This is a genomic window from Psychrobacter sp. T6-5 (assembly GCF_052258485.2).
Lineage (GTDB): Bacteria > Pseudomonadota > Gammaproteobacteria > Pseudomonadales > Moraxellaceae > Psychrobacter.
On sequence record NZ_JBQQEY020000001.1, the window covers coordinates 1756995 to 1780719 of the forward strand.

Below are 23725 nucleotides of genomic sequence, written 5' to 3' on the forward strand. Positions count from 1 at the left end.
ATCAACATTTGAGAGTGTTATGTCAAAAGCCAACAATCAAAATCAAGACCAAACTCCAGTACAAGATACCAATGAGCTAATCGCACAGCTGCAAGCCAAGCTAGACGATATCAGCGCATCAGGCAAACAGCCGTATCCGAATACCTTTAAACGTACGGATTATGCGCAAGATTTGCAAACGGCTTTTGATGGTGTGTCAAAACAAGAAATCGAAGAAAAAGCCGCGAATGGTGAAAAAACACAGGTAAATGTGGCAGGTCGTGTCATGCTCAACCGTGGCTCATTCATCGTAATTCAAGACATGACGGGCCGTATCCAGTTATATGTGGCGCGTAAAGAACTTGATGACGAGACGCGTGCAAATATCAAATCCCTAGATTTGGGTGACATCGTTGGGGTATCAGGCTATATCGGTCGCTCGGGCAAAGGCGACTTATATGTGCATATTGAAGAGATTACCTTATTAACTAAATCGCTACGTCCGATGCCAAACAAATTCCATGGTTTGGCAGATGTAGAAGCGCGCTATCGCAATCGCCACCTTGATTTGATGACCAATGAGACGACTCGTGATACTTTTATGGTTCGCAGTCAGATCGTCAGCGGCATTCGTCAGTTTATGTTGAATGAGCGTTTTATGGAAGTTGAAACGCCAATGATGCATCCGATTCCAGGTGGCGCGGTAGCACGTCCATTTGAGACGCATCATAATGCTTTAGACATGCCATTATACCTACGCATTGCGCCTGAGCTTTATTTGAAGCGTTTGGTCGTTGGTGGGTTTGAGCGCGTATTTGAGATTAACCGTAGTTTCCGTAACGAAGGTGTCTCAACCCGCCACAACCCTGAATTCACCATGATTGAGTTTTATCAAGCCTATGCTGATTATCATGATTTGATGGATTTGACTGAGCGCATGTTTAACCAGCTGGCAACCGATGTATTGGGCACGACAGAGATTACCTATCAAGAAGAAGCCATCAGTCTAAAAGCACCGTTTGCTCGTCTATCCATGTCTGATGCGATTGCACAATATGCTGAAGGCTTTGATATGAGCCGCATTGATGATCGTGAGTATTTGGCTGATTATGTCGCTAACACGCTCAAGCAGCAAGTGAAAGATGTGTTTGGTGTGGGTAAGCTCAAAACCATCATCTTTGAAGAAACGGCTGAGCATCAACTGCGCCAACCAACGTTCATCACTGAGTATCCAGCTGAGACATCACCACTTGCACGCCGTAGTGATGACAACCCTGAGATCACCGATCGTTTTGAATTGTTCATTGGTGGTCGTGAGTTGGCGAATGGTTTTAGCGAGCTTAACGATCCAGCGGATCAGGCGGAGCGTTTCCGTGGTCAAGTCGCTGAAAAAGACGCAGGCGATGATGAAGCGATGCACTTTGATGAAGAATATATCGAAGCATTGTCTTACGGGCTGCCGCCAACAGCAGGCGAAGGTATTGGTATTGATCGTCTAGTGATGCTATTTACTGACTCAGCCAGTATCCGTGATGTGATTTTATTCCCGCACATGCGCCGCAAAAATGATTAATGAGTCGTTAAACAAAGTCGCTTATTAAGTGCGGCTGAGTCATAATCAAATCAGCAAGAAGCCAGACGAATGCGCTGGCTTTTTGCTATAATAAATACTGAAAAACCGTATTAAAAATAAGAATATTAACCACTTGGCACAATGGATAGCTATGTCGCAGCAATATCAAGTTTTAGCTCGCAAATACCGGCCCAAAAACTTTCACGAGTTGATTGGGCAGACACATGTCTCGCAAGCGCTGATTAATGCGATTGATTATAACCGTCTGCATCATGCGTATCTGTTTACTGGTACCCGCGGTGTGGGTAAAACGACGATTGCGCGTATTTTATCTAAATGCTTGAACTGTGATACGGGTATTACTAGCACGCCGTGCGGGGTTTGTGATAATTGTGTTGCGATTGATCAAGGGCGTTTTATTGATCTTATCGAGATTGATGCCGCCTCTCGTACCAAGGTTGAAGACACGCGCGAGTTGTTAGACAACGTTCCTTATGCGCCAAGCCAAGGCCGTTATAAAGTTTATTTGATTGATGAAGTACACATGCTGTCGACCCACAGCTTTAATGCGCTTCTCAAAACGTTAGAAGAGCCGCCTGAGCATGTAAAGTTTTTGCTAGCGACTACTGATCCACAAAAACTACCAATCACAATTATTTCGCGCTGCTTGCAGTTCGTACTGCGTCCACTACCACAAACGTTACTTAGCGAGCATTTAGCAAATATTCTAACCCAAGAACAGGTTGGGTATACTCAGCCTGCCATTTGGCAACTGGCAAGTGCAGCCAAAGGCTCTGTGCGCGATGCGTTATCCTTGACAGATCAGGCCATTGCTTTTGGCCAAGGTGCGCTTGATGATGCGACCGTCAATGCGATGCTTGGTCTTATCGACGCCGCTGACTTAGTACGTTTGATTACAGATATTTATAATCACGACAAGTCTGCCGTCGCAGCTCATATTGAGCAAATGCGTGCGCAAATGGTTGATGCAACGAGCATGTTTGATGGACTTGCTGAGCTACTCCATCAATTGGCATTGACCCAGCTGTTGCCTGAGGTTGCTCTTAATGTAAACGAGGCGCAGGCAAAAGATATTTATACGCTTGCCCAGCATATCAGTCCTGATGTGCTGCAACTGTACTATGAGATTGTTGTGCAGGCACGTGAGGGTGTCAAGCTTGCTAGTACGCCTATGCAAGCGCTTGAGATGTGCATTTTGCGATTACTGGCATTTCGCCCATTGCCAGTCGATGAAGTGTTGAGTAACATTTATGATAGTGAGATTCCTTCTACAGAAGCGGAAACTATAGAGCCGACTACTTCGATGTCGCCTTCAAGTGCTATTACGCATGAAGCGTCAGAGCCATTACAGCCTTATGATATTGACTATCAAGCGCAAAGTCATGATAAATTACAAAGCCCCATTTATGATGACAGCTTCAGCATAGATGACTCTATCAGACAAAATGATAGTGTAGCACACTCAGCTACTAGCCCTGAGCCAATTGCTGAGCCTGAGCCAATTGCTGAGCCTGAGCCAATTGTTGAGCCTGAGCCAATTGTTGAGCCTGAGCCAATTGTTGAGCCTGAGCCAATTGTTGAGCCTGAGCCAATTGTTGAGCCTGAGCCAATTGTTGAGCCTGAGCCAATTGTTGAGCCTGAGCCAATTGTTGAGCCTGAGCCAATTGTTGAGCCTGAGCCAATTGTTGAGCCTGAGCCAATTGTTGAGCCTGAGCCAATTGTTGAGCCTGAGCCAATTGTTGAGCCTGAGCCAATTGTTGAGCCTGAGCCAATTGTTGAGCCTGAGCCAATTGTTGAGCCTGAGCCAATTGTTGAGCCTGAGCCAATTGTTGAGCCTGAGCCAATTGTTGAGCCTGAGCCAATTGTTGAGCCTGAGCCAATTGTTGAGCCTGAGCCAATTGTTGAGCCTGAGCCAATTGTTGAGCCTGAGCCAATTGTTGAGCCTGAGCCAATTGTTGAGCCTGAGCCAATTGTTGAGCCTAGTGCAAATGATTCTCAATCAATATCACCATTTGATGAAGACCCACGCACCTTACTGCGCTGTACGCCTCAAGAGCTGACGGGTCAGTGGAATTCAGAAAAATGGGATTACTGGTTACAAACTGCTCGTGAAGACAACGTACTGGCACAGGACGAGCTGGCACTTGCTCGTCAAGGCACTATGATAGGTCAATGCAATGGCAAAGCCACGTTTTTGACCAGTGTTGATAGTAAGCATTTGCAAGTCACTTTTCAGCAGTTAGCTGCTAAGCTGCAGCAGCAGTTTACGAATGCAGAAATTGATTTGAAAATTGACAACAGTATTATGCAAAGTGATGATAAAACACCAGAGCGTCGTCAACAAAAACGTTTGGAGCAAGCAAAAACAGTTGCTGAGACGAAATTGCTACACACTCCAGTAATGCAATACTTGACTGAACGCGGTGAAGGAAAAATGGGTAAAGTACAACTATATTAATTTTTAAAAAAAGCTGTTGTTAAAATTACTTAAAAATATAGATAGGTTTTAAACGTGGTTTTATATAAAATATCAAGGTGATATTACACTATCGCCTTGATATTTTTGTTTTTATTGCGGGTCAAATGGGCTTTCTCAAGTAAGAGAAAAATATTAAGTAACGATAATATAAATTAAAATTCGTTATAATGGGTTAAGTTATATTAAAAACTGAAATGAAGTTTAGGTGAGAATATGTTGGATAATTTACGCGGTATGGCTGTGTTCGCCAGTGTGGTCGGACATGGTTCTTTTAGTGGCTCAGCTCGTGAGCTTGGTATTACAACGAGTGCAGTCAGTCAGCAAATTCGTTCATTAGAGAATGAGCTTGGCGTCGTGCTCTTACATCGTTCAACTCGTAAGCTAAGCTTGACAGAAGCTGGTGAAAGCTTTTATGAGTCTGCAAAAGATGTAGTCAGCGCGGCTGAGCAAGGCCGAATCAAAGTTAATCAATTGCGTGATGAGCTAGCAGGTAGTCTACGAGTGTCGACGACGCCTGAGCTTGGCGTAAATCATATATTGCCAGCGCTTTCTACATGGATGGCTGCGCATGATGATCTGAGTGTTACTTATCTCGCTGACAATCATTATATCGATATGATTGACGAGCGTATCGATATCGCGATTCGCATGAGTCCATCGATTAATGATGCAAGCCTAAGCAGCCATCCGCTCACAGATGTGCGCCAGTTACTTGTTGCCTCACCTCAGTACTTGCGTCAACACCCTAAGCTGAACACGCCTAAAGAATTAGCTGACCATCAATTAATCTGTATTGAAATCATGAAAGATGCCAATCAGATTGATATGATTCAGACAGAGACCAACAAAAAAACGCGTGTAAAAATGAACTCACGTATCTATACCAACAATGTCTTTATGGCGACAACCTTAGCTAAAGAAGGTCATGGTCTGGTTAGAATGATGGAAATGGACATCAAAAAAGAGCTTGAGAGTGGAGAGTTGGTAGAGGTATTGACTGGTTACCAATTGCCAAGCTTTGTACTATATGCCGTTACCTTAAACCGCGACCAACAACCAGCTAAAATCACTCGTTGCCTAGAAGTACTGAAGAAATATTTTCATGCAAACTAAGTACTGTTCAGACTAAATGTTAGTTGTTTCAATAATCGGTTAGTAAAAAGCCTATGGATATCGTTATCCATAGGCTTTTTTGTTACATGCTACATATTCAAGCAAGCTTTAGAATGTTGGCTTTAATAAGTTGATCAAGCGTTCAGCGACTTGTGTGCTTTCATCACGGCTCATATTGAGTGGCGGTAGCAAACGTACCACATGGCCACCTGTCACATTAATGATGAGTTTTTGCTCATCACGGGCACGATCTACCAATTGGCTACAATCCATGTCTTCAGGTAGCGCAATACCAATCATCATTCCAGCACCGCGGCTACTTACAGCGTACTGTCCTAGTGCATTGACGAGACTTTCTCGGATAAATAATCCTTCAGTCACCGCATTCTCCATGATGTCGCTATTTGCGAGTACATCGTACACGCTATGTACCACGCGACTGGCTAATGGCGTACCACCGTAAGTAGAGCCATGGCTCCCTGCACCAAACAAACCATTAGCACGGCCTCGTACCATACAAGCACCGACTGGGAAACCGTTACCTAAGCCTTTTGCGGTCGTCAATACATCAGGGCGCGCATTGCTATGCTGATAAGCAAAATATTTACCAGTACGACCATTACCTGTCTGTACTTCATCAAGCATAAACAGCCAGTTATGAGCATCACACTCTGCTTGTAGCTCTTCGAGATAAGTAAAGCCATTGGCAGCAGTGTTGAGACCACCTTCACCTTGGATCGGCTCTACAAAAATGGCGCAAATGTCCTCATGGTCTAACGCCGCTTGCTTTACTGCTGCGATGTCACCAAATGGCACACGGATAAAATCGTCATCTAGCGTATAAAACCCTTCTCGGGCTTTTGGGTTAGCAGTGGCCGATAGTGATAGCAATGTACGGCCGTGGAATGACTGCTCCATCACGATGACTTTTGGGCGTGCAAAGCCTTGTTGCGACGCATACAGGCGTGCAAGTTTTAATGCGGCTTCATTTGCTTCAGCGCCACTATTGGCAAAAAACACACTATCCATCTGGGCTGCCGTACATAGTATCTCTCCTGCACGCTCTTGCCAGTCAATACCGAACAGGTTGCTGGTATGAACCAAGGTCGCTGCTTGCTGTTGAATAGCGTCGGTCACTTGTGGATGGCAATGTCCTAGTCCACATACCGCGATACCAGTTAAGGCATCTAAGTATGGCGTATCGTCTTTTGTATAGAGCCAACTGCCTGCACCGCGGGTAAAGCTGATAGGTTGACGATTATAAGTGGGCATTAGGTAAGTAGCAGACATGTAAAACATCCTTGGTATAATAAATTGAGTAAAGGGGTAGGTTATAGCTCGTCAGAGAAAGGTGTGGTTTCTGCAGGTAACGTGTAGTCTTCATTTGCCCAAGCACCTAAGTCGATCAGCTTACAGCGACTACTACAAAACGGCTTATATTTGTTGTCTTGCCAAACAGTTTGAGTGCCACAACGCGGGCAAGGGTAGGTTTTGGGTGCAGTGTTGGTATTAGAGTCAGTCATAATAGAGGTGGGAGTATCCTTGATGTTATTAGTATCATTTGCGCACGATAGTTATTTATTATCATATAAATTGTGATGAATTGAGGAGTACTAGTTATCGTTATATTACTATTCAATTAGATTGGCTATATAATAGCATGGGGCAGAATAATGACAAAAGACAAATGCTTTAAGGATAGTAGATGACAGACAATATCGAGTTCACGCATCAGCAAGCGCGTGCCTTTCAACCACAAAGACTCTCCGCACCGCGCGACTTTATTATTCCAAAAATCATCAGTGATAATAAAGACGAAAAGCCATTAATCTTGGAGATTGGAGCAGGGAAGGGCAAGCACGCACTTAGCTTTGCCGTGCAAAATCCTGATAAGCATTTGATCGCCATTGAGCGCACACGCAATAAGTTTGATGCTTTCTCAAAGCTGGCTACACTACAAGACCTACCGAACCTAGATGCGATCCATGCAGATGCGATTGCTTGGACTGTGCATGCGCTAAAACCCAATAGTGTGGCTAAAATATTTATTCTTTATCCCAACCCTGAACAGCATAATCCCAATCAGCAATGGCTAAATATGCCCTTTTTTGAGTTTTTGTTATCTCGCTTGCAAGTAGGGGGAGAGATAATACTGGTTACCAATATTGAATCCTATATGGATAACGCAGAGCATCAAGCAGCTAAGCTCTGGTGCCTGCCAAATACTCGCTACCGAGTGCCTGTCGAAAGCCAGCGTACGCATTTTGAAGTGAAGTATCTAGCGAGGCAAGAGGTATGCTGGGAGTTAAGCATCCGTAAGCCGGCATGGTATAAAACAAGGTTTGATAATTGGCAAGCTTAATAATAGACGAAAAAATAGCCTAAGCAACTAAAAGTATATCGTTACAACATAATATAAAGTTTGAATATAAAATAGCCTAAGTAAAAAAATCTGAGTCAAAGAAAGCCGTCACTAAAGGACGGCCAAAAATTCGCACTATTGAAAACTATAAATAAGGTTTTACCAAAGTGTTAGGGTTAGTATGTGCATCAAGCACTGTCAAGAAGGTATATGCGCCAATAAATTTGCGGCTAATAAACATGAACTCTTTTGGAGGAAGATTAAATTCAAAAGATTGCATCGCACGAGTAGCTTTAGTAGATAAGCGTGAATGCAGTTTACTATTGGCCCAAATATAGCGATTCTGCTCATCCAAACAATCCGTGGGGATGTCATCGTTTTTTTCAGGATTACTGAATGGCTCGGTAGCCAATAGGAACAATGAGGCAATATCAGAGCGTACTCTATCACTCATACTATCGAAGAAATCATAACCCGTCATGGCTAGAGTCATCGCCTGATGGTTGTGATGATATCCTGCCCTCAATAGTCCACGGGCAATTGTAAGCAAATTACTGTCAAATTGGCGAATAGCACCAAAATCTAGCAAAACAAGTTTATCAATATTGTCTGTGCTTTCACTAACTCGAACTAAATAGTTACCAAAATTAGGGTCTGTCTGCATTTCACCCCAGACAAAAATCTCTTGCATCATAATTTCGATGGCAGCTTGACCAATCGCACTGCGGCGCTCCTGAGGCAACAGCTGTAGTGCTTCAGACACGACAGTGATACCTGGCTCATATGACATACATAGCAGACGTTTTTTTGAATAATTACGGTTAATTCTAGGCACGATATAACGTGGATCATTACTTAAACGATCGTAGAAACGCTCTGTTGTTGCCGCTTCCGCTTCATAATCGACTTCATGGTGGAGTAGGTCACGTATTTCCTCAAACCAAGCATCAAGCGCGCGCGTTTGAGGAACGATATTACTTACCTTTAGTAGTCGCTTAAACAGGGCGAGATCAGAGTTGATGGCATCGGCCACCCCCGGATACTGAATCTTCAATACGACTTGTTCACCAGTTGCTAATACTGTCGCCCGATGGACTTGGGCAAGAGAAGCCGTTCCGATAGGGACAGGGTCAATATCAAGCTCATTCAGTTTTTCACCCAATAGCTGGCGCAATGTTTGCTCAATTGTCGGCCAAGTCAACGTCGCCGTATCATCATTGAGCGTTTGCAAGGCACGCGTAATCTCTGGTGGCAATATATGTTCACCATAGATGGCTAGCATTTGACCAATTTTGACAACTGAACCTTTCAATTTACCAAGCTCTGATGCCAGATAACTCGCTTGAGCTTCCATAAATGCTTGGTTACGTGCCGTCCGTGCTTCTTTATTCAAAAACATGCCAGACACACTATTACCCGCCCAACGACGACCAATATTTAAGGAGGTTTTAGCAATCGACATGCGGCGATCAAACCCTGAGGTTTTTAAACTATCGATTGATTGCTTATTGTTAGAAGGTTTAGACGTATCATTTGCCATAAATATAATCATTCATCCAGTTGGTATTGATTTGCGGGTTCGAGACCTACAATACAAGGGAGATGTGATGCACGGGTATAAAATTGTATCATATAAAGTGCATGGGTTTTATGAGCGCACACAGGCTGTTGATAGTTACTTTGTAAGTCAAAATAATTGCGTGATATTTTGCCGATTTAATGTTGAGAATTGTGCTCATGTCTGGTCTGTCGTTAAGCCGCCATCTCATTTTTTATGAGCATTTCATCAAAAATAGACCTAAAAATGAATATCAAAAAATAAGACCTAGCATACATGATGCTAGGTCAAATAATGTATAGCGTATCAGTCGTATTTGCTTAATCAGACATATGGAGTGAAACATTCACATTATCTGACAAGCGTTAATTCATTAAGCATTTTCACGAGCAATGGCATGATGTCCGATATCACGACGATACTGCGCACCATCAAAGCTAATCGCAGCAGTAACTGCTAGTGCTGCTTGCTGAGCTTCAGAAATATTATTTGCTAAAGCAGTCACGCACAATACACGACCACCGTTAGTCACAACTTCGTTCTCATTGTCATTCGAGAATGCCGTACCAGCATGAAATACTTTCACCGCATTATCGTTCGTAGTGTCCAGCTCTGGCAAGCCAGCAATCACATCGCCTTTCGATGATGTTTCAGGATAGCCTTTCGATGCGATTACGATACCTAGGGCAGGGCGGTTGTCCCATTTGGCTTCGCTAGGCAATTGACCAGCTAATCCTTGTGCGACCAAGTCTACCATTGATGACTGCAGGCGCATCAAGATAGGCTGCGTCTCTGGATCACCAAAGCGGCAGTTGAATTCGATAACATAAGGGTCGCCTGCTTGATCAATCATAAGACCAGCATATAAAAATCCAGTATAAGGATGACCTGCCTCTTTCATTGCATCAACCACTGGCTGAATGACTTGCTCTATGACTTTGTCATGAACGTCTTTGGTCACGACTGGCGCAGGTGAATAAGCACCCATGCCGCCAGTGTTGGGACCCGTATCCCCTTCAAAAGCACGTTTGTGATCTTGGCTGGTCGCCATTGGCAAGATATTGTCACCATCAATCATGCAAATGAAGCTGGCTTCTTCGCCTTGCAAGAACTGCTCAATAACCACACGACTACCAGCATCACCGAATTTGTTGTCTGCTAGCATATCGTCAATCGCTTCATGCGCTTGCTCGATAGTCTCGGCAACGATGACACCTTTGCCAGCAGCAAGCCCGTCAGCTTTGATAACAATAGGCGCGCCTTGCTCATCAACATAAGCTTTGGCAGCAGCAGCGTCTGTAAATCCTTGATAAGCCGCCGTTGGAATATTGTTTTGTTCCATGAACTCTTTGGCAAAGGTTTTCGAACCTTCTAATTGAGCACAGTATGCAGTTGGCCCCCATGCTTTGATACCAGCATCACGGCACGCATCAACGATACCAGTCACTAAAGGTGCTTCTGGCCCAACGATGACCATATCAATATCATTGCTTTGACAAAATTCGATAACAGCACTGTGCTCGCTGGCATCAGTAGACGTTAAGACAACGTTTTGGCATTTAGGTTCAAGGGCCGTGCCAGCATTACCAGGAGCGATATAGACATTTTTGACATTGTCGTCTTTTGCACACTGCCATGCCAGCGCGTGTTCACGACCACCTGAACCAATCACCAAAATATTCATCATACCTCTTGCCCTTAGCATTAAAGTTAATAATGAGCTATTCGTACGCTCGTAGATATATCGGCATATTCTAACAAAAAAACAGTATTAATTACTATGAGTATCCACTTGCCAGCACCTAATCTTGAATATTATGGCATTAAACATCATTGTCTCATTAGCAAAGGTTATCGACATGTCGCTGATTCATGAAATGATGTTGTACGCTTTAGCTCGCGCCGCAGGTGCGTTAAACTTCACTATATTGATGGTATTAAATCCTGATGGCTACATATTCATAAAAATAAGAGTAAAAAAAGGAGAAAATCTTTAGACGTCATAATAAAAGAATAAGTCGCGTGACTGGATATATTGCCATTGCATCACAAGTTATAAGCCCCATATGCAATGACGGTAATTAATACAGATTGATAAACATAAATAGATAAACCAAACCTATAAAAAGGACGAAGGACAATGCCAAACTCCCTCAGTATCGCAAAAGAGCGCATTAGCCAGATAAGCGATATTGCTACCAGTTATGTACAAAAAGACAAATCGCTATTTGATCATTTTATCCATAGCTACTATGAGCCGCTGCATCAAGAAACTGCAGAGGCGATTAGTAATGCTGACTTGGCGGGCATGGCGCTACATCACTTTACATTGCTCAAAGCCTACGATTGCAGCAAACCACAACTGGCAGTATTGAATCCCTTAGCAGAAGAGCAGCACTTTCATAGCTCACACACGGTCATTCAGATCGTGGCATATGATAGACCATTTTTAGTCGATACGATCTTGATGAGCCTTGAAGCTGAAGGTATCGATGTGCATCGTACTTACAATATCATCGTGAGTGTTAAACGCGATGAAGATGGCCAGATTACTTATGTTGAAGGCGCACATGAAAGTGCCACTTCTCATATGTCGTTGATTCATTGTGAAATTGCTTATCAAGATAATGAAAACTTGGAAGCATTGCAGCAAATGCTCATGTCTAAAATTGACACGCTTGATACCGTCGTTGGTGACTGGAAACAAATGCGTGCGCAGTTAAATGACATTAAGGCTGAGCTGTCTAACAAACCACTGCCAGAAGTGTTCTACTCACAACAAGAAATCCAAGCATTTTTAGATTGGATATTAGACGATCACTTTATCTTCTTAGGTTATCGCGAGTACCGCTTAGAAGGCGGTCACGAAATCGAAGTCACCGAACCTACTAATTTGGATTTATTTGCCATTGGTAATAGCGGTCTTGGTCTATTGCGCGGTTCAGAAGAAGACAAGCTGTCAGAAAGCTTCAATCAACTGCCTAAAGGGCTAAAACAATTATTGACTGAGCCACGCGTTTTGATGCTGTCTAAATCAAGCCGTGTGTCTCCGATACATCGCTCGGTATATATGGACTTTTTGGGTATCCATAAGTTCGATGATAATGGTAAATTGATTGGTGAGTATCGCTTTATCGGCTTGCTGACATCACAAGCATATCAGCTTACCGTACAGCAAATACCGCTACTACGCGAAAAGGCCAACAAGATTATGGCTATGGCAGAATTGCCACGTGATGGTCATGCTCATCATAAATTGATGCATGTGATTAATACTTTACCACGTGATGATCTGTTCCAAGCCAGCGTCGAAGAGCTGTACCCAATTGTCTCAGGTATTAGCCAATTACAAGACAAAAAGAGCTTACGCTTATTTAGCCGTATCGACCATTACCAACGTTTTGTGTCGTGCTTAGTTTATATTCCACGTGATAAGTTCAACACTGAGCTACGCATCAAAGTACAAAACGTTCTAAAAGATGCTTACAACGGTATGTCTTCAGGTTTTACCACTGAATTCAACGAATCTGCTCACGCCCGCGTTCATGTCCATGTGCGCACAGTGCCAGGTCAGGTGAATGATGTTAATATCGCGACACTTGAAGCCAAATTGTCAGCACTTATGCAGTCATGGGATGACAATTATCAAAAAATGCTGCTTGATAATGTGGGTGAGCAACAAGCCAACGCCTTAAACCGTCGCTTTTTAGACTATATTCCTGCTGCGTATCAAGAGCGTTTTGATGCTCGTACTGCAGTAGAAGATACGAAGCGTCTGGCTGGACTGACTGCAGAAAACCCAATGCTTTGGCATTTATACCAGTCGACAGGCGACGCACGTAACCAACTTCACCTAAAGCTATACGGTCGCGAGCAGCCTGTTATCCTATCAAAAGTGCTACCAATACTTGAAAACTTTGGTGTATCGGTTATCTCAGCACAAACTTATGAGTTTGATTTGCCAGAGCAGCCTATCTGGATGCAAGAGTATGAGTTGACGCTAGAGCATGTCGATACGGTCAATATGCAAGTCGTGCGTGGCCAGTTCGAAGACAGCCTCAAGCAAATCTGGGCAGGCCGTGTTGAGAGCGATTCGTTCAATGAATTGGTACTAACGACCAAGCTTGACACTTACGATGTCGTCGTATTACGTGCATTGTCTCGTTATATGCTACAAGCTCGTGCGCCATTCTCGAGTGCTTATATTCAGCAAACTGTCGTTAAAAACAGTGATATCAGTGTGGCATTGGGCAGCTTGTTTGATGCGCGCATGAACCCTGAATATAGTGATGAAACGCGCCAAGAAAAAACAACGAAAATTCAAGAGCAAATTACTGCTGCGTTAGCAGATGTCGATAGCCTAGACGAAGATCGTATCTTGCGCTGGTACTTAGATTTGATCAATGCGATGGTACGTACTAACTTCTATCAAGTAGATAGCGATGGTCAGCGCAAAGATCGTTTGTCGTTTAAGTTCTTGGCAGCAGACATTCCAAACTTGCCTAAACCAAAGCCAATGTTTGAGATATTTGTCTATTCACCGCGCGTTGAAGCGGTGCATTTACGTGGTGGTAAAGTCGCCCGTGGTGGTCTGCGCTGGTCAGATCGTATGGAAGATTTCCGTACCGAAGTACTTGGCCTTGTCAAAGCACAGATGGTCAAAAACGCAGTAATCGTTCCTGTTGGCTCTAAAGGCGGCTTTATTGTCAAAACCAAAAGCATGGCTGATGGTCGTGAAGCGTTCCAAGCAGAAGGCATTGCCTGCTATCAAACGTTCTTACGCGGTATGCTTGATGTCACAGACAACATTGTCGATGGTAACATCGTCCCGCCAGCCAATACAGTACGCCATGATGAAGATGACCCGTACTTGGTTGTCGCAGCGGACAAAGGTACAGCGACTTTCTCTGACATAGCCAACGCGCTAGCAGCAGAGTACAACTTCTGGCTGGATGATGCCTTTGCTTCAGGTGGCTCAGTAGGGTATGACCATAAAGCAATGGGTATCACAGCACGCGGTGGCTGGGAGTCGGTCAAACGTCACTTCCGTATGCGTGGTATGGATATCCAAAACCGTGACGACTTCACTGTTGTTGGTATTGGTGACATGAGTGGGGATGTGTTTGGTAACGGTATGCTGCTCTCAACGCATACTAAGCTAGTAGCTGCCTTTAACCATCTGCATATCTTTATTGATCCTAATCCAGATACGGCGGCCTCGTACGCTGAGCGCGCACGCTTGTTTGAGCTACCACGCTCGTCATGGGCAGATTATGAAGCGTCATTGATCAGTCAAGGTGGTGGGATATTCTCACGCCAAGACAAAACCATCGCTATCAGTCCTGAGATGAAATCGCTCTTTGATATCAGTGAAGACAGCCTTGCGCCCAATGATTTGATTAGCGCATTGCTACGTGCACCTGTCGATCTCATCTGGAATGGTGGTATCGGTACTTATGTCAAAAGTGCGAACGAGACGCATGCCGATGTTGGCGATCGTGCAAATGATTCGCTACGTATCGATGGTAATGAGCTACGTGCAGCCGTCGTTGGTGAAGGTGGTAACTTAGGTCTAACCCAGCAAGGTCGTATCGAGTACGCTCAAACGGGCGGACGCATATATACAGATGCCATCGATAACTCAGGCGGTGTAAACTGCTCGGATCATGAAGTCAATATCAAAATCTTACTTGGTAAAGTGGTCGAGCAAGGCGACATGACGCTGAAGCAACGTAATGAATTGCTTGAGAGTATGACTGACACCGTAGCAGAATTGGTACTACGTCAGAACTACTTGCAACCACAAGCGATTGAGCTGAGTCATATTCGCGCCGCAGCCAATCTAAGCGATCATCAGCGCTTCATCCAAATGTTAGAGAGTGAAGGGCGTCTGGATCGTGCGATTGAGTATCTACCATCAGACGAAGAGATTACAAAGCGTCAAAAAGCAGATACCGGTCTGACCAACCCTGAGCTCGCAGTCGTCTTGGCTTACGGTAAAATGTGGGTCTATGACAATCTGTTATCATCTGATTTACCAGACGATCCGTACTTTATTAATGAGCTACGTAAATACTTCCCAGATGAGCTTGCGTCACGCTTCTTTGATGAGATGACTGAGCACCGCTTGCATCGTGAAATCATCAGTACTTACTTGACTAACAGTGTGGTCAACCGCTTAGGTATTGAAGCGCTATTCCGTCTCTTTGAGGAAACCGATCAATCACTAGCGACTATCGTGCGTGGTTATGCGATTAGCCGTGATGTATTCAACGTATCTCGCGCTTGGCAAGCATTGGAAGCACTAGATAATCAGGTTGAAGCAACACTACTGCTGAATCTTGAGCTACGTTTACGTGATGCGCTTGAGCGCGGTGTGGTCTGGTTCATCAACGCCTTCGGTCAAAACTTGCAAGTTGCTGATATGATTAGCCGCTTTAGTGAAAGTGTTGAAAAACTAACTAAGCCAAGTGGCTTTATTGAGCAGCAGTTTGCTCAATATTTGCAAGAAGATACCGAACGTTTGATGCAAAAAGATCTGTCTGACAACGATGCTACCTTATTTGCAATGCTACCATACCATGTCGATGCGCTTGATGCTGCATTGCTGGCTGAGCAATATGAGCGTCCTGTTGATGAGATTGCAACCCTGTACTTTGAAGCTTATCAAGTGTTGCAGTTAGATTGGATGATGGACAATATTGCCAACTTACCGCAGCAAGATTACTGGGATCGCCGTGCACGCCATGCGTTAGTGAACGAGTTGTCACGCAGCTTGCGCCTACTAATGGATGCGGTATTGTCTAAACCAGATGCAAAGCAAGCATTTAGTGAATGGAGAGCAAGACACGTCGATCAGCTTGCAGCAGTCACGACAGAGATGAATAAGTTAGATGAGCTGCATAGCAACGATGAAGAAGGTCAAATTGGTCTTTCAACGTTGTCAGTATTGATGAGTGAGCTGAGTGGTTTAGTCACTAAATAATAAGTTACTCAGTAAGAAATAACTATCTGTATGTTCAAAAAAACCACCGTTCTTAATGTTCGGTGGTTTTTATTGTCTAAGCAAATTCGTTTAATCGAAAGTAGAGTAGAAAGTAGCATACTGACTAGCTTAAATTACGAGGCTTTTTCACTGACAACTTTGTGACATCCTTGACCACTAATTCGGCTAAATCCGCCTGAGAGCTTTTCGACCTTAATTTGGGTCAAAATACGATCTTTTAGCGCCTGTACATGGGATATCACTCCGATTAATTTGCCTTCTTGCTGCAAATTGGTCAACGTATCTAGTGCAATATCTAAAGACTCTTCATCCAATGTGCCAAAGCCTTCATCCAAAAATAGCGAGTCCACGCGAATATTTTGGCTGGCCATTTGTGATAGTCCCAATGCCAAAGCAAGACTGATAATAAAGCCTTCACCGCCTGAGAGATTTTTGGTACTACGAATCTCACCGCCTTGATAATTGTCAATGACATTGAGCTCAAGTGGGCTATTGTCATCACGAGCCAGCAGGTAGCGATCACTCATTTTTTGCAGCTGCGTATTGGCGTGATTGACCATAAGATCAAAGGTTAGGCCTTGAGCAAAGGTACGATACTTTTTGCCATCAGACGAGCCAATCAATTTATGTAGCTGTTGCCATACTTGTAACTTCTCTTTTTGGGCACCGATGGCATCAATTTGCAGCTGTTGCGTGCTTTTCTTATCTTCATTGTCTTTTAGACGCTGACTGATTGCACCAATAGATTCAATGCAGCTATTAAATCTCTCTTGGACTTGCGCTTGCTGCTGGATAAGCGTTTCTTTATCGTCTGTTGTCAGCGGGTTGGCTTGCTTATCTTCTAATGCTTTCTCGGTTTCTTTCAATAAGGATTGCGCTTGCTTGAGTGCATAATCAATACGTTCCTGCTGCTGCTTGAGTGTATTGCGCTCATCCATAGGCAAGCGAGCCGCCAAAAATTCTGCTTCCGTATCAAAGCTGGAGGCGGCAAGTGCGTTATTAAATGCGGTATGTTGCATCTCTAAGGTTTGCGTAGCTGCTTCGATACGACTGGCTAAGTTTTCTTGCTGATTCATGAGCTGTTGCAAATTATACGTCTCTTTATCTAGCTGTCGTTGGGCAACACTGTGCGCCTCTTGCGCTTGATCTAGCGTGTCTCTAAGCGTACGCTCAGCTGCTTCTAGGTCGGCCGCCTCAAAAACCTCTGCGCGTTCGTCTTGAAACTGGGTTAGTGCGGCTGTCTGTTTATTCTTCACTTGTATTAGACTGTTAAGCGAATCAGTATCTTTTTTGAGCTGTGTTTCTGTATTCTCAATATATGCCTTTATAAGATCAAGGTCGGTCTGTATTGCCTGTTGTTTGTCCTTATCTTCAGCGAAAGCGTCTTTTAGCTGTACGAGGGCGCGGCGCTGCTGACGTAGTTCTTCAAGATAACTATCATAATCTGCATTGCTCAGAATTTTTTGTTGTTTAATGCTAGCCGATAACAACTGTAAGTTTCCGGGCGCACGTTGCAAGGTGCTCAGCGCCTTTGTCGGATAGCTACTGGCAGCATAAGGGTCAATACGCTGCAAAATGGCAGTAATGAGCGTTTGTAGTTCAGCAAAGTTCTCTGTGATTTTATTATCGATACCTGTTATGTTGTTTTCACTGATAGTAATCTGTGTTTTCTGCTCAGAGATATCGTTTGCCAACGCTTGCTGGTCTTTTGATGCTGTCTCTAGCGTCTCACGCATACGCGTTATGTCTTCACTGTAGCTTTCGTAGCGTTCTAAAGTATCTGCGATTTCTTTTTTATACTGATTTAACTTATCTTTACTGTCAGCAAGTGTTTGCGCGATGTCGTTATCACTACCCATCGCAAGTAATGGTTGTATCAAGTTGGCAATAGTACTGTCAGCTACGTTTTCATCATTCATCTGCTGTCTGATGACATACAGCAGTTCTGTTATGGCGGTATCATGCTGCTGTATTTTTGTGGCAAGTTCGGCTTGCTGATTGCTTTGATTCTCAAGCGTACTTCGTTTACTTGCCTGCTCAATCTGCTGGGCAGTGATGCTTTTATTCAGCGCGGCAATTTGTTCATCTAAAACACTAATATACTGCGCTAATTGGAAGTTTTCGTCATCGGGTAAAAGGTGCGGGTGATTTTGGGCGTAGGGGTGCTCAAGCGCACCGCATAAAGGACAAGGTTTACCGTCTTGTAAATCGGCAATATAGTTCTCTAGCGTCATGACTTTTTGTTGTAGTTGTAGCTGATTCGATTTGTCTTGGCGCTTTTCTTGCGTGTTTTTGAGGTTTGCTTTTTTTGTTGTAATCAACTCTTCATAGCCACTGATTTCACTCTCTAGCTGCTCGATGTGACTCATGATTTGTGTCACTTGTACGTTAAGGTCACGGCGCTGCTGGTCATGAAAGCGCAGCTGCTCGAACTGCTGGCTAGTGCTGTCTATCTGCGTTTGCGTCGCGCGCATCTTTGTGACTGATTGTACTTGAACTAGCTCGCTTTGCTCTTCTTGTAGGGTAGCTAAATGGTCTTGGATGGTTTTGTTTTTTTTGCTGTGATCTTCTTGTCGCTTCTGCCATGTTTCCAAGGCCATTTTTTGTTCTTGTATCTCACGCTCTTGGCGGTTTCTTTCTTGGGAACGCGCTGAATTTTGCTGTATTAAATCTTTTAGGCGACTGCACTCTCTATCAAAGATGACAATATCGCTGTCTAAGTGGCTTAAATTATCCGTACCGGCAAGTTTGTTGGTCAATTGTGCGCTTTGGTTTTCTTTTTCTATGGCAATGCTTTTTTGCGCGGCAATATTTTCAAGCAGTTGCTCGTTATCTGCTTTAAGTGTGTCATGTCTGACACGTGTATCGTTTAAAGCGCGACGCTGCTGGGCAATCTCGTTGTCGAGATCACGTGCTTTCTGAATCTTCGGTCGTGCGATTTGCATTGCGTTTTCTGCATCTTGGCGCTGTGTTATTTGCTTCTCTAGCTGTGTGCGAGCGCTTTGGGTAAGTGCTTGCTGCTTAGGTAAGTCATACTCGAGCTGCGCTTTTTCTTGATTTAATTCGCCAACATGCTTGCGGGTAGATGATAACTCACCAAACTGACTATCAATCTCCAATGCCTTATTAGCAGCGGCTAAGCGCTTGGTATTAGGGATAAAGTCTTGCTGCGATTGCTGCGCCTGCACCAAGTCGTTTTCATAAGCATTCAGCTTTTCTTTTGCTTCTGTGACGCTATCTAGCCACTTTATCTTTTCGACCAAATCTTGAATTTCTCGCTGCTGCGTACTCTGGGTTTTTTGATATGACTGCAAATCGGCTCTTAACTGACCTTCTTCTTCGGTATCTAAAAGTGCCAAGCCATCTAAGCCATATTGCAGTTTACTCAATATCTCTTCTTCAGTGCGCTTCTTATCATGAACCTGTGTGGAGATAGTTGCGTAAATATTAGTGCCTGTAATTTTCTCTAAAATATCAGCACGTTCATCAGCCTTTGCCTTTAGAAATGCTGAAAAGCTACCCTGAGCAAGCAATATCGAGCGAGTGAACTGCTGAAAATCCATCCGAGTCAGCTCAATAATTTTGTTTTTGGTATGTTTTAGAGTGCTTTCTAACAGCTCATCTTCTTTTGACGGATCATCAGTGTTTATTTTAGCGATCTCATGAGTTGCGTCTTGCAGATTGCCATCTGCCTTATTATAAGCGCGGCGCTGTCCCCAACGGCAGCAGTACTGCTCACCATTCAAATCAATCACAACTTCAGCGAAGCATTCCGCTGTTTGCCGCGTCATTACCTCATTGCTGCTTTTGCTGATACTGTTGATCCTCGGTGTTTCACCATACAATGCCAAACATATGGCATCCAATATGGTGGTCTTGCCAGCGCCAGTCTGTCCTGTGATCGCAAAGATACCTTCATTGGTAAAAGCGGTGTCAGCAAAATCAATATGCCATTCACCTTTGAGAGAATTGAGGTTTTTGAGTCTGAGTTCGATTAGGCGCATGGATATATCTTATTATTAGTGATAGCAACAACTGCGGAAATTTAGAAAGATAGAAAATAGAAGTGTGATAATGATTTATCCCTTATATCATTCTGCCTGTTTGTCCTCATGATGTAAGTGATAAAGTATCTGGCCATAGGCATCGCGCAATGAGTTTTTTTGTGACTCAGCCACATCATTTATCGTCAAGCAGCGCTCAAACACTTCCATCTCATTTAAGTCTTGCAAGTTCTCCGAGGTTTGCTGTTGATTAAGCACTTTATTATAAGTGCGAGTATTCTTAATCTTTAATACCTCACATGTCAGCCCATCTACCATCGCTTGTACTTGCTCACGCAAATCACTAACAATCTTATCGCCTGTATAAACAATCTCTAACCAAACAGATTCAGTTGGTGTGAGTGATTTTATCGTTTGTTCAATCAAGGTTAGGTCACCAGATATTTGCGCCAGCTGTTGGAATTTTGGAATGGGTAGGGAAACTATTTGCATCTGATTGTGGTCATCATGATGCAAAACTTCGTTAGAAGTAATGGAATCATTAGGCTTGGGTTTGTGCTGTTTCTGATCGTCAGTGTTCGCTTGAATAGCCGCTGTTGTTATCTCATGATTATCAGCTGGCGCGTCAAATCCAAATAAGTCATCCATATAGACAGTGGCTTGACTCGCTATCTTCTTAGCATTTTTTTCTACTGATCTTTCAACCGTGGTAGTTTTAACGTTAGCATCTGTGCTGGCAAGTTGAGGCATGACGTTTAGCCCTAAGCCATCATCATCAAAAGATTCAGAATTGCCAAATTGTATAAGTAGCACTTGTTTTTGCTGTTTGGCCTCCCCAAAGCCCATCGCGATGGGTGAGCCTGAGTAGCGAATACTCTCACGACCGCCAACGCGCTGTGGTACGTGCAAATGCCCAAGAGCGACATAGTCAAAACTCTCATCAAACATATCAGCGGAGATTTTGCCAAGTGAGCCAACATAGAGATCGCGCACGCCATCATCGTCGGTTGTTTTGGCATTTGCTGCGAATAGATGACCTGTGGCAATGATAGGGATATGCCGTTGATAAATTTTTATTAATTCTGCCTGCTCTCCTTTTGCAATGCTTGCTACTTCATCATAGTGGGCGCGAATACCTTTGATAACATTGGCGTCTTTGCTATCCGCAGACTCGCCAGCGCTACTGCTACGCACATCACGGTCGCGCAGGTAGGGTACAGCGGCGATGATGCAATGAGGATTGTTATCATCATCACCTAAGACCAATACTTCATCTTCTAAATCATCACAAGCAGTCCCAATCACATGGACGTTCAGAAATTTGAGCACATTGCTTGGCGCATCCAAAAATGTTGGTGAGTCATGATTGCCTGCGACAATGACCACATGCTGACAGCAGGAACGTGAAACCTTACCCAAAAACTCATAATACAGCGCTTGGGCTTTATTGCTTGGCGTCATGGTATCGAAGACGTCACCTGCAACAATCAATATATCTACTTGCTGTGCGCTAATGGTGTCTTGTAGCCAATACAAAAATGCCTCGAACTCTTCATAACGCAGACGACCATAAAGCCTGCGCCCCAAGTGCCAGTCGGACGTGTGCAATATTTTTAAAGGTCTAACAGAGGTGTATTTAGGAGCGATAGATAGGGGCATAGTTTGGCTTATTATTAAACGTCAGAACAGGGGTTAGGTAGCTCTCATTCTAGCAAGAATCGTTGGAACTTTCTCTGTTGCCAAAAGAAAACCCTGCCAATATATTATTGACAGGGTCGCTTTGCGTTACAGGTAATAATAAAACACAGAGGATTAATCGATAATGAGTTGTTCTAGATCATCTTCTTTCTGCGTTGCAAGATTTGCAATCATCGATAGTGCGTGCGCTTGCTGGTCTATGGGTTGTTTTACTGTTTCACCTCTCGAGCCTTCACGTAACCAGTTTTTAGCTATATCATCGCTGTTTTGACTGTGCTGCTGATTCTGTAAATTGTACCAAGCTAGATCATGATGCAGGCTGACCACATCTCCCATAATAAGTAGGGCAGGCGTCGGCAACTCGGCGTCCTCTTGTTTGGCAACAATCGTTGCAAGCGTACCTGTCAGTACTTGCTGATTGGGCATACTGGCATTAGAGACAATGGCAATTGGCGTATCAGCGCTACGACCAGCGTCAACCAAGCCTTCAGTCAAGCGCGCTAGCGAATGCAGACCCATATAAAATACCACCGTCTCATCGGTATTCAAGAAGTTTTTAAAGTTGCTATTGGGTGCGCCTGCTTTCAAGAATCCTGTCACAAAACGCACGGATTGCGAGTGGTCACGGTGAGTTAAGGGTATGCCAGCATAGCTCGCAGCGGCATTGGCCGCGGTAATCCCCGGTACGACCTGATACGGTACGCCATGAGCGCGCAGGCTTTCGATCTCTTCACCGCCGCGACCAAAGATAAAGGGATCGCCACCTTTTAAGCGAACCACACGGCGACCTTCTTTGGCGCTATTGACCAACAACTCATTAATTCCAAGCTGCGCGACCGTATGGTTACTGCGTTTTTTACCGACAAAAACTTTGTCCGCATCACGGCGGCAAAGATCCAGCACTTGTGGCGATACCAAGGCGTCATAGTAGACAATATCTGCTTGCTGCATCAAACGCAGCGCTTTGAACGTCAGAAGCTCTGGGTCACCAGGGCCTGCGCCAACGATATAGACTTCGCCAACGGGAGGTAAGTTTTTTTCTGACTCGTCTGGTAGCGTAGGCGTTGTATTTCCCGCAGCATTAGGATGGGCTTTATCATGAATAGCAGCGGCAGTATTATCCAAATCCGCTTGCAGCTGGGCAGCCGCTTCCGTTTCATTACCAGCAAACATCAACTGGCTGACTTGACCTTCAAACGCACGCTCCCAAAACTGCCGCCGTCCCGTGAGCGTTGGTATTTTGGCTTTTACCTCAGTACGAAAATCCCCTGCCAACTTGGCCAATTTACCGTAGCCTTGCGGAATCAAGGTTTCAAGGCGTGCCCGTAATAGCCGTGCCAACACCGGTGCTTTACCATTTGATGAAATGCCGATGACAATGGGGTTACGATCGATAATCGCTGGAAAGATAAAATCACACAGTGGCGGCGTATCGACCACATTGACCGGGATATTTAGCTCAGTCGCATCTGCGTGAATCTCATGGTTAAGCGTTTCATCGTCAGTCGCGGCAATGATCACGCGTGCACCTGACATATAGCGCTTATTATAATTCTCGTAGATAAATTCGTGCTTATCATCCGTGAGCAAGGCTTGTATCTCATGGCTGATGTCAGGTGCAAGAATCGTAATGCACGCGCCAGCACGGCTGAGCAAGTCGGCTTTACGCAGTGCCACTTCGCCGCCGCCCACGATGAGCACTTTACGGCCTTCTAATTTAAAAAATAGCGGGAAGGTGTTCATAGCGTCACCATATATTGAGTTATTTATTATAAAAGTAGAAAAGATATAAGGAATGCCGCCATTATGAGGTATCACAGACACACTCTCACCTAATGAATTGGCATTAGCATATTCGTTTTTGAAATATTAATTGATATTTTTCTTGCCAATAGGAATAGATGAAATGACTTTCTCAAATCAATAAATTCT

General features: G+C 44.1%; 13 protein-coding genes. 6 read left to right on the plus strand and 7 right to left on the minus strand.

The features are described 5' to 3' along the window. The first annotated feature begins 19 nt into the window (after nt 1-19). The 3 genes from lysS to ACTXGK_RS22275 all read left to right on the plus strand — a co-directional run bounded on the left by lysS (nt 20) and on the right by ACTXGK_RS22275 (nt 5165). Complete coding sequence (lysS, locus tag ACTXGK_RS22265) at nt 20-1552, plus strand: lysine--tRNA ligase (RefSeq protein ID WP_443517726.1); 1533 nt, start codon at nt 20-22, stop codon at nt 1550-1552. 151 nt (nt 1553-1703) lie between these two features. Continuing rightward, nucleotides 1704-4031: a DNA polymerase III subunit gamma/tau gene (gene dnaX / locus ACTXGK_RS22270; protein ID WP_522909973.1), complete on the plus strand. Its 2328-nt coding sequence runs from the start codon at nt 1704-1706 to the stop codon at nt 4029-4031. Between the two features lie 234 nt (nt 4032-4265). After that, nucleotides 4266-5165 (plus strand): LysR family transcriptional regulator, encoded by a 900-nt coding sequence (locus ACTXGK_RS22275; RefSeq protein ID WP_238038263.1) that lies wholly within the window; start codon nt 4266-4268, stop codon nt 5163-5165. Nucleotides 5166-5273: 108 nt separating this feature from the next. Here the strand turns inward: ACTXGK_RS22275 and ACTXGK_RS22280 are convergent, their stop codons facing one another. Further along, nucleotides 5274-6455, minus strand: coding sequence for an aspartate aminotransferase family protein (locus ACTXGK_RS22280; RefSeq protein WP_443516422.1), 1182 nt, complete (start codon nt 6453-6455; stop codon nt 5274-5276). A gap of 41 nt (nt 6456-6496) precedes the next feature. Continuing rightward, a complete protein-coding gene (locus ACTXGK_RS22285; protein ID WP_443516420.1) occupies nt 6497-6688 on the minus strand; it encodes a DNA gyrase inhibitor YacG in 192 nt (63 codons plus the stop codon). Between the two features lie 182 nt (nt 6689-6870). Here ACTXGK_RS22285 and ACTXGK_RS22290 point away from each other — a divergent pair, with 182 nt between their 5' ends. Beyond that, nucleotides 6871-7527, plus strand: coding sequence for a class I SAM-dependent methyltransferase (locus ACTXGK_RS22290; protein WP_443516418.1), 657 nt, complete (start codon nt 6871-6873; stop codon nt 7525-7527). A gap of 145 nt (nt 7528-7672) precedes the next feature. Here ACTXGK_RS22290 and ACTXGK_RS22295 read toward each other — a convergent pair whose 3' ends face one another. Further along, a complete protein-coding gene (locus tag ACTXGK_RS22295) occupies nt 7673-9067 on the minus strand; it encodes an ABC1 kinase family protein (RefSeq protein ID WP_443516416.1) in 1395 nt (464 codons plus the stop codon). Between the two features lie 391 nt (nt 9068-9458). Beyond that, complete coding sequence (gene purD / locus ACTXGK_RS22300; RefSeq protein WP_443516437.1) at nt 9459-10769, minus strand: phosphoribosylamine--glycine ligase; 1311 nt, start codon at nt 10767-10769, stop codon at nt 9459-9461. 133 nt (nt 10770-10902) lie between these two features. On the opposite strand from purD, the gene ACTXGK_RS22305 reads away from it, so the two are divergent. Together ACTXGK_RS22305 and ACTXGK_RS22310 are read left to right on the plus strand one after the other, a co-directional pair. Next, nucleotides 10903-11082, plus strand: a complete 180-nt coding sequence (locus ACTXGK_RS22305; protein WP_201601035.1) for a hypothetical protein — start codon at nt 10903-10905, stop codon at nt 11080-11082. A gap of 143 nt (nt 11083-11225) precedes the next feature. Further along, nucleotides 11226-16070, plus strand: coding sequence for an NAD-glutamate dehydrogenase (locus ACTXGK_RS22310; protein WP_443516414.1), 4845 nt, complete (start codon nt 11226-11228; stop codon nt 16068-16070). Between the two features lie 134 nt (nt 16071-16204). On the opposite strand, the gene ACTXGK_RS22315 is transcribed toward ACTXGK_RS22310, so the two are convergent. From ACTXGK_RS22315 to cysG, 3 genes are all read right to left on the minus strand, one after another. Then, complete coding sequence (locus ACTXGK_RS22315) at nt 16205-20095, minus strand: AAA family ATPase (RefSeq protein WP_443516412.1); 3891 nt, start codon at nt 20093-20095, stop codon at nt 16205-16207. Between the two features lie 87 nt (nt 20096-20182). After that, nucleotides 20183-21754 carry an exonuclease SbcCD subunit D C-terminal domain-containing protein gene (locus tag ACTXGK_RS22320; protein ID WP_443516410.1) on the minus strand — a complete coding sequence of 524 codons (1572 nt, stop codon included), beginning with the start codon at nt 21752-21754 and terminating at the stop codon, nt 20183-20185. A gap of 153 nt (nt 21755-21907) precedes the next feature. Continuing rightward, on the minus strand, nt 21908-23536 hold the full coding sequence (cysG, locus tag ACTXGK_RS22325; protein WP_443516408.1) for a siroheme synthase CysG: 1629 nt from the start codon (nt 23534-23536) through the stop codon (nt 21908-21910). Between the last annotated feature and the right edge of the window lie 189 nt (nt 23537-23725).